This is a genomic window from Pseudoalteromonas sp. R86517, assembly GCF_042466295.1.
In the GTDB taxonomy this organism is placed as follows: Bacteria; Pseudomonadota; Gammaproteobacteria; order Enterobacterales; family Alteromonadaceae; genus Pseudoalteromonas; species Pseudoalteromonas atlantica.
The window spans coordinates 2,443,771-2,457,902 of the sequence record NZ_JAXHCB010000001.1 but is presented as its reverse complement, the minus strand read 5'-3'; the positions used below and the strand labels follow the sequence as shown (position 1 = coordinate 2,457,902).

The 14,132-nt window shown below is 41.0% G+C and carries 11 protein-coding genes; 5 read left to right on the top strand and 6 right to left on the bottom strand.

Annotation, left to right across the window (positions count from 1 at the left end; all coding sequences use genetic code 11):
* The first annotated feature begins 15 nt into the window (after nt 1–15).
* Entirely contained in the window at nt 16–630 is a 615-nt protein-coding gene (locus SJY38_RS11045; protein WP_055254728.1) for a fumarylacetoacetate hydrolase family protein, read from the top strand.
* Here the strand turns inward: SJY38_RS11045 and SJY38_RS11040 are convergent.
* The 3 genes from SJY38_RS11040 to SJY38_RS11030 all read right to left on the bottom strand — a co-directional run bounded on the left by SJY38_RS11040 (nt 587) and on the right by SJY38_RS11030 (nt 3,161).
* The gene (locus SJY38_RS11040) at nt 587–1,465 is read right to left on the bottom strand and encodes an ABC transporter substrate-binding protein (protein ID WP_138611387.1); all 879 of its coding nucleotides are present in this window, start codon (nt 1,463–1,465) and stop codon (nt 587–589) included. The two genes, SJY38_RS11045 and SJY38_RS11040, sit on opposite strands and share 44 nt — an antisense overlap.
* Before the next feature lie 153 nt (nt 1,466–1,618).
* Nucleotides 1,619–2,671 (bottom strand): aldo/keto reductase, encoded by a 1,053-nt coding sequence (locus SJY38_RS11035; RefSeq protein WP_377109750.1) that lies wholly within the window; start codon nt 2,669–2,671, stop codon nt 1,619–1,621.
* Between the two features lie 67 nt (nt 2,672–2,738).
* Nucleotides 2,739–3,161, bottom strand: coding sequence for a thioesterase family protein (locus SJY38_RS11030; protein WP_004588512.1), 423 nt, complete (start codon nt 3,159–3,161; stop codon nt 2,739–2,741).
* A 475-nt stretch (nt 3,162–3,636) separates the two neighbouring features.
* Between SJY38_RS11030 and dinB the strand changes: the two genes are divergently transcribed.
* Both dinB and SJY38_RS11020 read left to right on the top strand, forming a co-directional pair.
* On the top strand, nt 3,637–4,689 hold the full coding sequence (dinB, locus tag SJY38_RS11025) for a DNA polymerase IV (protein WP_024031675.1): 1,053 nt from the start codon (nt 3,637–3,639) through the stop codon (nt 4,687–4,689).
* A 239-nt stretch (nt 4,690–4,928) separates the two neighbouring features.
* Complete coding sequence (locus tag SJY38_RS11020; RefSeq protein WP_377109749.1) at nt 4,929–6,464, top strand: M17 family metallopeptidase; 1,536 nt, start codon at nt 4,929–4,931, stop codon at nt 6,462–6,464.
* 217 nt (nt 6,465–6,681) lie between these two features.
* On the opposite strand, the gene SJY38_RS11015 is transcribed toward SJY38_RS11020, so the two are convergent.
* Together SJY38_RS11015 and SJY38_RS11010 are read right to left on the bottom strand one after the other, a co-directional pair.
* Nucleotides 6,682–8,319, bottom strand: a complete 1,638-nt coding sequence (locus tag SJY38_RS11015; protein ID WP_377109747.1) for a methyl-accepting chemotaxis protein — start codon at nt 8,317–8,319, stop codon at nt 6,682–6,684.
* Nucleotides 8,320–8,462: 143 nt separating this feature from the next.
* Complete coding sequence (locus SJY38_RS11010; protein ID WP_377109746.1) at nt 8,463–10,688, bottom strand: DPP IV N-terminal domain-containing protein; 2,226 nt, start codon at nt 10,686–10,688, stop codon at nt 8,463–8,465.
* Nucleotides 10,689–10,800: 112 nt separating this feature from the next.
* Here SJY38_RS11010 and SJY38_RS11005 point away from each other — a divergent pair, with 112 nt between their 5' ends.
* A complete protein-coding gene (locus SJY38_RS11005; protein ID WP_286745332.1) occupies nt 10,801–11,205 on the top strand; it encodes an HIT domain-containing protein in 405 nt (134 codons plus the stop codon).
* Between the two features lie 44 nt (nt 11,206–11,249).
* Here SJY38_RS11005 and SJY38_RS11000 read toward each other — a convergent pair whose 3' ends face one another.
* Entirely contained in the window at nt 11,250–12,950 is a 1,701-nt protein-coding gene (locus SJY38_RS11000; RefSeq protein ID WP_286745329.1) for a Zn-dependent hydrolase, read from the bottom strand.
* A gap of 287 nt (nt 12,951–13,237) precedes the next feature.
* On the opposite strand from SJY38_RS11000, the gene SJY38_RS10995 reads away from it, so the two are divergent.
* On the top strand, nt 13,238–14,077 hold the full coding sequence (locus tag SJY38_RS10995; protein WP_138577583.1) for an HDOD domain-containing protein: 840 nt from the start codon (nt 13,238–13,240) through the stop codon (nt 14,075–14,077).
* Nucleotides 14,078–14,132: the final 55 nt, after the last annotated feature.

The following is a 14,132-nucleotide window of genomic DNA, read 5'->3' as shown; positions in this document are numbered from 1 at the left end:
TTTAGAAGTTATTTTATGCAGTCGATAAAACTAGAAAGTGAGATATTAACGCCCTCTAAAGTAGTATGCGTTGGGCGTAATTACACCGCGCATATTGCCGAGCTTAATAATGAGCTACCAGATCAAATGGTATTGTTTAATAAACCGAACAGTGCCATAACGGATACCTTATTTGCTACGCACAATAACGACACACTGCACTATGAAGCCGAGCTGTGTTTTGTTATTAAAAATAATGAGTTGGCAGGCGTAGGTTTAGGGTTGGATTTAACTAAACGTACCGTGCAAAGTAAGCTTAAAAATAAAGGGCTACCGTGGGAGCGCGCCAAGGCGTTTAACGGCTCGGTATTATTAACGCCCTTTGTCGCTATAGCGGATGCTGAGCAGGTGTTTACGTTTGAGCTTAAAATTAACGATAACGTTATTCAACAAGGCGATACGCAATTTATGATACATAAGCCTAAAGATATTTTAAGTGAAATTAATGAGTTTATGCACTTAGAAAATGGCGATGTAATAATGACAGGGACGCCTGCAGGCGTAGGGGAAGTGCCTGCAAACAGCGTATTTACAGTAAGCTTGTATGCTAATTCGACCTGCTTGTTATCGCAGAGCTGGCAGGCGCAATAGGGTTAAGTATTTGCTGTTGGTAATGCTTAGTAAACTGCGGAAAACTTTGCTCTAACCAAAAACGCTGACTATTTATATAAGCAGGCGATTGTAATACCTGCTTATGTAGCGCTTTATTTATTTTATTAAGCGCCTTAGTAGCAAAATCATTCGGTGCTCTTACTGCACACCCTATAGCCCCTAAAACAAACTCTCTGGGGTCTTCTTCAATTGGCAAACTGACTATATTTTTAAACTTACTGTGATTGACAAAATAATCCCCCATAAACGGGTAGTCTATTGTGTAATCTAAAAAGCCGCGACTTAAGCGAGCAATAACAGCTTGGCTTTCATTTTCGCTGCTCCAGCTTAGCGATGCTTTATGATACACCGTGGTGTTTTCGATTATTTTATTAATTTTTGAAGTAAACTTGCGCGCCGCGGCTTGACCATATACATATTGCTCGTCTGACAATAAATGTATAAGTTTAATAGGGCTGCCATGCTTAGCGTGTATTTCTGGAGCAAGTTTTTGAGTGGTTAAAACCGAAAAAGGCGGGTAAACCGTGGTGGGGGTAGAAAACTGTAACACCCCATTGGCTGTTTTTTTATGAATAACACACGGAAAACATACATTATCGCCTTCATTTAAGTGCTTATTAATTCGCTCTTGCGGCACGATTAGTCGTGTATGTTTTACATCATCAATGCTGTTAATTAGTTGCTCGGTGAGGTTGTCGCAAATACCACCTTGCGGCGCATGCGAATCTTTATCCATATGAAACGGGGGCGTGTAACTTTGTAACCATACAATTTCTTTAATTGGATGAGTATTGTCAGCGTACCCGTAACGCATTAAAGCACCTAGTACACCAAAGAATAAAATTACATTTCTAAGCATAACTCACTAAAAACAATCATTTTAAGGTAACTTTAGTATAGTTTTACTTTGTATATGTTCAAATGTAAGAGAGAAAAAGGCAGTAAAAAAACTGCCTATTATTTGGGTTTAATATGGCTGCGGGTAATCTTTAAAAATAGTGCCAATTTCAGTTAGAGTGTCGTCGCTTAAAGTTATGCTAAAAGCCTCAATATCTTCTTTTAATTGCGCCATGCTGGTCGCACCAATAATTGATGAGGTAACGCCATCGACTTGATTACACCAAGCAAGTGCCAATTGGGCTGGGGTTATGCCGCTTGCGTGTGCAAGCTCTACATAACGCTGCGTGGCTTTTTGCGCGTTAGGGGTATCTCTAAAAATGCCATTGCGCTGCATAAATGTCCAACGCGAGCCCGCTGGGCGTGCGCCGTTTAGGTATTTACCCGTTAGCAAGCCAGCAGCAAGCGGCGACCAAGGTAAATAAGCAATATCTTCATGGATACACTGCTCAATTAAGTAGGGCCAATCTTTAGCGTGCGCTAGGCTAAATTCGTTCTGAATAGACACCATACGCGGTAAGTTATGCGCTTTTGCTAAATTTAAAAATTGGCTAATGCCCCATGGGGTGTCATCTGAAAGGCCACAATATTTTATTTTTCCGGCTTTAACACACTCATCAAGGCCCTCTAAAATATCAAGCATACCCGCTTGTTGTTGCTCAGTATCTACGTCACTAAAAGTGAGTTTACCTGGCCACTGCCTGCCAAAGTGTGGGGTAGAGCGATTAGGCCAATGCAATTGGTATAAATCTATGTAGTCGGTTTGTAGGCGTTTAAGCGAGTTATCTACGGCCTCAATGACAGCGCTGCGTGTTATATCGCCGCCATCTCGTACCCACGACAAGCCATTGCCTGCAATTTTGGTCGCCAATACAATATCACCGCGCTTTTGCGCATTGCGACTTAGCCAGTTACCTATAATTTGCTCTGTTTTACCGTAGGTCTCTGGTGAAGGAGGAACGGCATACATTTCGGCAGTATCAATAAAATTAACGCCTTGTGCCAAGGCATAAGCTATTTGCTCATCGGCGTCTTGTTGGGTATTTTGTTTACCCCAAGTCATGCTGCCTAAGCATACTCTAGAAACATCAACACCGCTGCTGCCTAACGGACTGTATTGCATTTAAAATCCTTAAATTATGTAAGATCTTGAGAGTGGATAATTAATACCAATTCGCAATAAAACCTAATTAAGCGAATTGGTGTAGTGCCGATAGTAATGGCTCTGAAATCGCCGCTTTTTGTCCTGTTTTAAAGTCAAACATAACAACTTGAGAATAGCCTGTGGTAGTAATAGCTTGCTGAGCATGGCTAAATACAGAGTAATTCATCATAAAACGGTCGCTTTTTATATCTGAAATAGTAATACCTACGGTTAAGGTATCTGGGAAGGTCACTGGACGTTTATAGCGAATATTGTTTTCACTAATGACCGGGCCTATTCCACCTGGTTTTATCGTATCAAACTGATTTATTTTATTTAGAAAATCGATACGCGCAATTTCAAAATAACGCAAGTACACCACGTTGTTAACATGTTGTAGGGCGTCCATATCGGCCCATGCTACGGTGATATCGGTATGAATAGGGTGCTGATCTTTGAACCTTTGCATGTATGTGTACTCTTAGTTTTAAATGAATGAGGTTATCAATATGGTGTTTGTAGCTCAAGACAATAAATGCCATGTTTTTTTATAAGATGATTGTACCTATTTATTTTTAGGACTACAGTTAAATAACACAGACAACACACACACGAGAACACACATGCAAAATATAATTAATTGGGCTTTAGCCAGTTTAGTTTTTATAGCGTCTTTTGCTTGCTATGCAATGGGTAATGCCTCCGGCGGCATAATGCTTTTAGCTGCGGGGTTTTTATTGGAGTTTGTTTTTTGGCTACATTGCTTTAAAAAATCAAAGCGCTTTAAGCAGCCGTTTTAAAAAAGCGGTTTAAAGCTTGCACGGTTTAACGCGCTACACCTAGTCGCGCTTTAACTTTAGCAAGTTAAACAGGCTTTAATGGACTTGCTTAATGAAAGTGAATCCTTAATAATGGCTGTATAAATAAACAGTTGTTATGTGGTGATGAAAAAGTTTATTCATATCGACATGGACTGCTTTTATGCAGCGGTTGAAATGCGCGATAACCCCAAACTTGCCAGTGTGCCTTTAGCGATTGGTGGCAATAGCCGTCGTGGCGTGCTCTCTACAGCAAATTATATAGCGCGCGAATATGGTGTTCGCTCGGCTATGTCTAACTACCACGCTAAGCAATTATGTCCCGATTTAGTTATTGTGCCTGGGCGCATGGCGGTTTATAAAGAAATTTCTAACCAAATACGCGCTGTATTTAAACGCTACACCGATCAAATAGAGCCGCTGTCGCTTGATGAAGCTTACCTAGATGTAACCAACAGCACCGCATGCAAAGGCAGCGCAACGCTTATTGCTCAGCAAATTAGAGCAGATATTTATAACGATACTGGCCTTACTGCCTCTGCCGGAGTTGCCCCCATTAAGTTTATTGCCAAAATAGCCAGTGACGAAAATAAACCCAATGGCCAATTTGTGGTTTTACCGGATGAAGTTGATGCGTTTTTAAATAATTTACCGCTAGGTAAAATCCCTGGTGTGGGCAAAGTAACCCTCGAAAAGCTTAATTTAAAGGGGTTATACACAGGTAAAGACGTTCGCGAGAAAGGCGTTAATTGGATGCAGCAGCACGTGGGGAATTTTGGTGTATCGCTTTATCAAAAATGTGCTGGCGAATATATTGGTAAAGTAACCACTGAGCGAGTGCGTAAATCCCTTAGTGTTGAACACACCTATGAATACAATAAAAATAGCTTACAAGAATGTTTAGATCAGTTACCTAAATTACTGGAAGAGCTAACAGCGCGCCTTAATAAGCAACAGCTACAAAATCGTATTAATAAGCTAAGTGTAAAAGTGAAGTTTGCAAACTTTGTTGTTACCTCAGCGGATCAAGCCCATCATCAATTAAATACCGCTATTTTTACTGAATTACTCTCTAAGGCGTATCAACGGGGTATGCAGCAACCAGTGCGTTTATTAGGTATCGGAGTGGGTGTTAAAAATGAACCTAATTTAAATTTGCAACTGAGTATTCTTGATTAACTACACGCTTTTTTGCAATTTAGAGTGCTTTAGCAAAGTAATTTAAACGTGGAGCAAGCAGCGGCTACCTTTACTAAAAACTATATAGTGGTTGTTAATTTCTTCTTAAAATATGGAGTCACTTTAGTTAGCTGTAAAACCAAGTTGCCAGATTAAAATGAGCTGATCGCAGTTGGCTGGTTTTGTGTTTTTATATCAACGATAATAGCCCCTTATGTTTTCTAACAGGAGTTTTACTTATGGCATATCCTCAAGCGATAGCTGCACAATCACTTAGTGCAAGCTTTGACTCACTTTCTCACGATGCACTTATTATAATTAGTGATGACTTTTCTCAATTAGCCAATAACTCATTAAGTGATGCTATCGAATCACACGCTAAAGTAGATTCTCGTATTGGTAAACAAGTTACGTTTTTAGTGGTTGATAATGTACGCGTTGTTTTAGCACCTACTGGGCCGCTTAACCGCGATTACGATGATGTAAGGCGCTACTTTGATGCCGCTAAACTAGCGATTAACGAAGCAAAAGCCGCGGGCAGTGTAAACCCTGCTATTTACTTACCTAAATTACATACAGATGCGCGTTACCAGCATGCGTTAGAAGTGGCGTATTTAGGCGCATGCCAAGCATTATGGCAGCCTTTAGAGGCGCGCGAATACCACGGCGAAAGCATTGAACCTATTACGCAAATAGGTTTAATAGATGCAAATGAGCAAACAGTTAAAGCTGTAAATGCAATTGCAGCAGGGCAATATGCAGCACGTGATTTATGCGGTACTGAGCCTGAACGTATGGCGCCACCACGCTTTGCCGATTACTGTGTTGAGCTTTTTAAAGGCTCTAAAGTAGCGGTTGATGTGATTGACGATATTAACACGATAGATAAAAACTACCCTATGCTTAGTACCGTTGCTCGCGCATCTTATGCGGTTGAGCGCCACCACCCACGTGTTGTTAAGCTAGAATACGTGCCAGAAGGTGAAGTAACGCGCACGCTAATGTTTGTTGGTAAAGGATTAGTTTACGATACCGGCGGCGCCGATTTAAAAGTAGGCGGTTACATGGCGGGTATGAGCCGCGATAAAGGCGGGGCTGCATCCGTTGCGGGCTTTATGAAAGCCGTGGCAGATTACCAACCTAAAGGCGTTAAAGTTATTTCTTACTTAGCTGTGGTTCGTAATTCAATTGGCTCAGATTGTTTTGTACCAGATGAAATTATCACTAGCCGTGAAGGCGTACGTGTACGCATTGGTAACACCGATGCAGAAGGGCGCTTAGCTATGGGTGATCTACTTAGCGAAATGAAAGATGTCGCCAAAGGTGAAGTTAACCCAACATTGTTCACCGTAGCAACCCTTACAGGCCATGCGGCACGTGCTATGGGCCCTTACGGAGCATATGTTGAAAACGGACCTGCACGTAGCGCTAATACCTCTCGTCAAATAGCGGATTGTGGTGATTTATGGGCAGATGCAGCTGAGGTTTCTCGCTCTCGCCGTGAAGATTACGCCTTTATCAAACCGCGTACCCTCGCTGATGATGTTTTATCAAGCAATAATGCGGCCTCTGCTGTTACAGCCCGTGGGCATCAATTCCCTATGGCGTTTTTAGCCGTTGTTGGTGGGCTTGATAAACACGGTAACGACTCTGAGCAGCCGCTTCCTTATGTACATATGGATATTGCTGGTAGTGGTGTTGAAGGCGGTGATTGGCAGCACGGCAAGCCAACCGCAGCATCAGTAACCAGCTTATTTGCACGCTACTGTATGTAATACCAATCCGCAATAATACTTAATCATTTTTCGGGGCTAAACGTGTCGCTATCTGTGTTAAAAAATTCTCATTTAGAACAACTAAATAGCAAATTTTTTGCCTAGCCATCAACACGTTTTTCCATCCTAAAAATAGATCACTTAATTATGCGAAATGGTATAAGCTAAAAACGCTTATGTAATAAAAAGCCCTGTTAATTCAGGGCTTTTTTTTAAATTATTTTAATTTAAAGCGATTAACCACACTTGAAAGCCCTTGGCTACTTTGTTTGAGGTTATCGCTGGCATCGGTAAGTTGCTTTGTATTATTTAGTGATTGCTCGGTTGATTGAGATAGCTCGTTAATACGTAAATTAACCTCGTCAGCAGCTTGTGTTTGCTGCTCGGTGGCACGGGCTATTTGGCTGTTCATGTCGGTAATTATAGATACCAGCCTTTCTATTTCATTGAGCGATGTATCGGCAGATGAAACCTGCTCTACCGTCGTCACCGACAGTGCTTGGCTTGATTTTACCGCCTCTACAGCCGCTTTAGCGCCTTCTTGTAATTTAGTGATCATGGCTTGAATTTCATCTGTGCTTTGCCCGGTTCTGCTGGCTAATGTGCGCACTTCATCGGCAACAACTGCAAACCCTCTGCCGTGCTCGCCTGCACGAGCCGCTTCTATAGCAGCGTTGAGTGCAAGTAAGTTTGTTTGCTCCGATATACTTCTGATCACATCAAGCACAGAGCCTATATTGTTACTTTCGTTTGCTAAATCTTCAGTTACTTGGCTCACTGTCTCTATATTACTTGAGAGTGTTTCTATGGCGGTAATGGTATTCGCTACCACGTTTTTACCGGTTGAGGCATTGTGCGCTGCATCATTGGCTGCTTGTTCAGCGGCTTCGGCATTACGACTCACATCATGAATTTGGTGCGTCATTTGCTCCATGGCGGCAGCTACCTGTGTGGAGCTGTCGTTTTGTAGTTCAATGAAGGAGTGGCTTGTTCTACTTGACTCATCCACCGTGTGAGCGTGTTTGCTTACATCATCAGCACTGTGCGATACATGTACTAACGACTCGCGCATTTTTAAAACAAATAAATTAAAAGAGCGTGACAGCTCAGATATTTCATCATTGCCCGATTCGTTTAGCGTACGCGTTAAGTCACCTTCACCTTGCGATATGTTTTTCATCATGTCTGCGGCAAGACGAGTAGGCGTGAGTATACTCTTACCAATAAAGTAACTTAATAAAATGACAGCAATAATCATAACTAAAGCGCTAATTATGATGAGATTACGCTGCTCGCTAAATGCTTCATCTATTGAATCTAGGTATACGCCTGAGCCAATAATCCATTGCCACGGGCTAAAGCCTTTTACAAATGCGACTTTATCTACCGGCTGATCTTTTCCTGGTTTTGGCCATTTATAAGGAATAAAGCCTTCTTTTTGTTGTTTTACAATGTTCACCATTTCTACAAAAAGTGCTTTGCCATCGGGGTCTTTATTATTACTTAAGTCTTTACCGTTAAGCCCAGGCTTTATTGGGTGCATTACCATTTTGGGCTGGTAGTTGTTTACCCAAAAGTAATTTGTTTTGTCATAGCGCAGCGCTTTTATAGCGGCCAGTGCTTGTGATTGAGCCTGCGCTTGTGTGAGTGTATTGTTTTGTTCAAGCTGGTGGTAATGCTCAATAACACTGTATGCCGTTTCTACTACATTTTGGGTTTTTAGATATTGCTCGTTTTTGAGTGAGCTATATTGATGAGTTAAGCTAGATATACTAAGTACTATTAAGCCAAATACAACAATGGCTATTAACAGTAAAAAACGCTGGAAAATACTGAAACTACGTAGGTTAAGCATTAATTTGTCCTCAATTAGTGTACGCCTTAGCGCATAGAATAAGCGTAGCTAAAAAAAGCGTTTAATCTAGGCTCACTAACTTATTAAGACAAAAAAAAGGCTGATTTTTCAATCAGCCTTTAGTCTATTTAGTCGTCATATGATTATTTAACATCAAAATGTCGATTAAAGAAGTTTGTGATGGTTTGGTGTAAATGTGTTTGCACCTGTTTACCGCGTAAGCTGTGTTTTGAGCCTGGGTAGGTCATCATTTCAAACTGTTTTTCGTTATCTTGTAGTTGTTTAAATAATTTAGTGGCGTGGGTAAACAACACGTTGTCATCGGCCATGCCATGGTAAATCATTAATGGGCCTTTTAAGCCATCAGCGTATGGGAATACGGCGCTGTCTTCGTAGCCTTTTGCATTGGTTTTTGGATGACCAAGGTAGCGCTCAGTGTAATGGGTGTCGTAAAGTGCCCAGTCAGTAACTGGTGCACCTGAAACACCGGCTTGAAAGTAATCGCCCGCTTTAAACATGGTCATTAGGGCCATGTATCCGCCATAACTGTGGCCATAAATACCAATGCGTTGTGGGTCTACGTAATCAAGCGTGCGTAAAAACTCAACGCCTTTAATTTGATCTGCTACTTCTACAACACCTAAGTGCTTGTAAATAGCGTCTTCAAACTTTTTACCACGGTTGTAAGAGCCTCGGTTATCGAGCTGAAAAATAACATAGCCTTGTTGCGCCATGTATTGAAAGTACAAGTTTTTGCTGCGCCAGCTATTTGTAACGCGTTGTGCATGTGGGCCGCCGTATACATTAACAATTACTGGGTGCTTTTTACCGTCTGCAATATTACTTGGTTTAAACAAGCGGTAATGCATTACTTGGCCATCTTCTGCTTTAATTGTGCCGTACTCTGGAGTTGCTAAATCACTTAAATAAGGTGTTAATGGGTGGCTATCATCAAGCTTATTTTGTTCAAGCCATGTGATAAATTCGCCATTTACTTTACGAAGAGCCGCCGAGTTAGGCTTGTTTACCGATGAGCTATTATCAATAAACGTTTTGCTGTCTTTAGCCATTACCACTTTGTGGTATTGGCCTTGTTCGGTGATGCGCTTAATATTGCCTTTTTTAAACAGTGGTGCGCTGTATAAATGGCTTTCAAGCGGGGTGTCTTTACGTCCTGCAAAGTACACTATGCCTTTTTTCTCATCTACGCCTTTTAAGCTATCAACAACCCAATCGCCAGAGGTGATTTGTCGAATTACCTGGCCGTTAGTGCGGTACAAATAAAGGTGTTTAAAACCATCGCGCTCAGAAGCCCATACAAAATGCTTTTTGTCTTTTAAGAAATGCAGATCAAAGTTTAAATTGATCCACGTATCGCTGTTTTCTGTTAGCGCTACTTTTTGCGTTTTAGTATCGCTATTGTAAAAACGTAGTTCTAACTTATGTTGTGAGCGGTTTTGCCATTGATACGAAAGGGTTGTGCTGTCTTTTAGCCATTTAGCACGCGCAATGTAAATGTCTTTATCGTCGCCTAAATCAACCCAGTCAACGTTTTGATTATTTAAAGACACAACGCCAAGTTGTATTTCAACGTTGTCGGTGCCTGTAAATGGGTAACGTTGATTAAATAGCTTTACTTCGTCTGCATAAATTTCGTTACGGATAGCTTCTTTTACTGGGGTTTCATCTACGCGAGTGAATGCAATTTTAGATTCATCGCCAGCCCACCAGTAGCCAGTCATCCGGCTCATTTCTTCTTGTGCTACAAATTCGGCCATGCCGTTTTTAATAACGCCGCCGCCATCTTTGCTCAGTTGTATTTCTTTACCTGAATCAAGTGCTAAAGCGTAAAGGTTTTGCTCGCGAATAAACGATACATAGTTACCTTTAGGAGAAAAACGGGCATCGGTTTCAAACGCTTCTGTATTGGTAAGTTTTTTACTTTTACCAGATGCAAGCTCGTAATAATACAGGTCACCATTGAGTGGGAATAACAGGGCTTTGCCGTCTTTAGACCATTTGTACTCTAAAATACCTTTACCAAAAATACGTTGGCGTTCGCGGCGTGCTTTTTCCTCATCAGAGAGGTTTTCTGGGCCTGAAAATAGCTTTGCAGAATCAACCAGTATTCTGTTGGTGTTATCTTTTAAGTTGTATTCCCATAAATCATAACGGTTGTAGTCATCGGTTTTACCTTGCAGGTAAGTTACGCGGCTACCGTCTGGTGAAAACTTAAGTTGTACGGGAGCTTTACCCGACAAGCTCGGATCATCAAAAATACGCTCTAGCGATAATGGTTTTGCTTGTAAGCTTAGTGCGCCAACAGCTAGCGGTAGTGCGAGGGTTAAGTGTTTTATTTTTTTTAGCACAAGGTTGCCTTAGCTTATTATAAATATTGTATTAAATGGTAAAGCTAAGCGTGTGCAACTGCAAATAAATGCTATAAAGTGGCCATTATTAAAGACTAACTAGGATGTGACGATGACGAACCACACTTTTGAACTCGCCCCAGAGCTTAAGCGCGATTGTATAGAACTGGCAGATTGGCCTTTATGTAAGGTGCTATTGCTTAACGACAGCCAATATCCTTGGTTTGTATTGGTACCCAGAAAACCTAATTTAAAAGAGATCATCGATTTATCTGATGCCGATCAAGTTGTATATTTAAAAGAGTCGGCCAAACTCAGCAAACTTATTATGCAAGTGTTTAGCCCTGATAAATTAAACGTGGCCGCTTTAGGTAATATGGTGCCGCAATTGCATATTCATCATATTGCACGTTTTACAACTGATGCTGCGTGGCCTGCACCGGTGTGGGGTAAGTTTCCAGCAAAACCATACACAGATGAGCAAATAATAGCGCTAAAAAAAGCGCTGCAGTTATAAACTACAGCGCTTTATTAAACTATTACAAAGTATTACGTGTTGGGTTAGTTAAGGCCTAACACGTCTTTACCTTGTTTAAAGGTTACATCAACCGGAATATTCGCTTGGCTTAGTTTTTCTAAGTCTTTAGCAAGCTCTTCTTTAATATCGCCATGAGTGGCAATTAGTTGATCTACTTTTTCGTAATCGCCGTCACCTTGTAATGTTAAAATTAAGCGCGACAGCTTAGCCATAGCCACGCCCATTTTTTCCATATTTACACGGTATAAACCCTCTTCATTTTTAGAAAAAGCGCCTTCTTGAGCAAAAAAGTTAAAGCGGATCATGTTGGCTTTACCATGTGCGCTTGATGCACCAAAACGTACTGAACGGAAAATACCCGCCATAAAGGTGGTGTAGTAATCTTCTAATGTGCCTTCGGTAATTTCGCCTTTTTTAAGTAACTGCTCAACCATGTATAAACCTAAAATATCGGCTTTACCTTCTTCAAGTGCACTTGCGTGCTCTTGTAATGATTGGCGCACAGTGCCTTTATTTGTAATGGTGTTTTTAATACCTAGGCCATGAGCCACTTCGTGAAACATGGTATTGGCAAAAAAGGCGTTAAAGGTAATATGCTTACGTTGCTCAGGTACAATTAACTGCTCAGCAATCGGCACTAGAATTTTATCAAATTTTGCACGCATTGCGTTTTTAAGCTGCAGGCGACGAGTGCCTTTTTCAAGCTGTACTTGCTCATCGTTTGGTAAGTTAATGGCAATGGTTTTGCTGCCCGCATTTGAGTGACCTGCATAGTAAACCACATCGTAAGCATTTAAATCGGCGTCTGAGCCTGGCACTTCTTGCTTATATTTAGCATCTACCGGTAAACCTTTTTGAAGCTCTGGTAAAAAGGCCGCAAACTTAGCTAGGCGCTCGCTCCATTTTAAATCTTTAATTAGTACATACGACTCATAAGCAGAGCGGTAGCCAAAGAGTTGATCTTCGTAAGTTTCAATTGGGCCAATAACCACATCAACTGGGTTATTTTTCATGTCCATCCAGGCAAAGTCAGAACCCTGAAAATCATCATTTTGTAGTGCATCAGCACGTAGGTTTAAGTAATTGGCAAATTCTTTATCATCGGCAAGCTTACTGGCTTCACGTAACAAATCTGCTACTTTAGCTAACTCCTCAGCGTATTCTTTTGAGTAAGGCACGCTGTAAAGGTTACCTTGCTCATCACGTTTAATTAATGAGTAAAGGCCTTTTTTATCTTCTACGTCGGCATTATTTAGCTCTTCTTTTGTTATGTCGGCTGGGTAGAATTGTGCGCCAAGGGCTTTTTCTTTGTAACCTGATAAAAACGGTTCGTCACCATTTAAACGATCCCAAGGGCCGTAGTTAATATCAGCAAATTTACGTACTTTTTCATCACTTAGTTTTGCTAAAAAAGCGTCTTTATTATCGCCAAAAGCCTGCTTCCAAAATAGCTCGTCCATAATTTTAGAGGCATCGATAAGCTTAGCAACCATGGCTTTTTGATTCTCACTTAAATGAGATAGGTCGGCTTCTAGGCTAAAGTCGGTGTAAATATCTAAACGTTGTTTATCAATATTAATTAAATCTGGGCCAGCTTGCGCGGCACTTTTTTGAGCAAGTTCTACACCTGTGGCTTCGGTCGAAGAGGGGGCTTGCTCTGAGCATGCACTAAGAAAAACGACGCCTGAGAGTAAAATTGCTTGGCTAATTTTGTTTAAGATCATTTGATTGCCTGTTAAAAAAGTAAGTTTAATTATTTGTACGCTTAAATTTAATTGCTAGCGCGTACAAACGTTTCCTTATAGTGACTGCATTAAAGCAAAACTAAATGGTAAATAGCAAGTGTTTGGCGGTGTACCGCGTCTGCAGGCGATAATAACAATTAATTTATATAATTTTCTTAACTTTATCGGTAAGTTAGATAATACTCATTGTATTACTCATTGTATTACTCATTTTATCCGAGGTTAGCAGTTGCATTGCGGCCCAGAAACAAAAGGATGACAGTTCTATGTCTACAGAAAATGCACTATTAACGATTTTGGTTGATAGAATCAATAACGACACTTTGGTTTTACCTACGTTACCTGAAGTTGCAATTAAAGTGCGCCAAGCGGCCGATAACCCTGATGTAAACCTAATGCAAATGTCAGATGTGATTGGACAAGACCCGGCTCTTTCAGCGCGCATGATCAAAGTGGCTAACAGTGCAATTATGGGCCGAGTGGTTAAAGTGTCTAACTTACAGCAAGCGGTTACGCGCATTGGTTTACGCCAAATTAAAAATATAGCAACCGCAATGGCAATGGAGCAGCTGTTTGTTTCTAATAATGAGCTAATAAAAGGCTACATGAGTAAAGCGTGGCAAAAAACGCTAAATGTGGCGGGGCATTCAATAACGCTTATGGCGTTTTATTTACAAAATAATAAACGTACATCGTTAAATAGTGACGCTATTACGTTGGCGTCGTTGGTATATAACATTGGTGTACTGCCTATTTTAACCGAAGCTGAGCGCCACCCAGAGGTGTTTGCTAACCCAAGCTTTTTAGCACATGCAATTCAAAAGCTCAGTGGTAAAATTGGTGGCTCAATTATGGGAGCGTGGGAGTTTCCACCTGAATTTGTAAATGTTGCTAGGCATTGGGCCGACCCTACGTATCGCCCTGAAGAGATTGGGTATGTTGATTTTATTCGTATTGGCGCTATTTTAGAGGGGACTTTACAGGTTTCTGATAAATCAGCGGCTTTACAAACCTACATAGATAAAGGCGTTATTCCTTCTATGCAGCTATTTTCAAGTGACGAATACAACGACATGCTCGAAAATGTAAAAGACACATTTAGCTAATTAGCAGTTATAAGGTAAAAGCAAAAAGCACGACTAAGTCGTGCTTTTTTCGATT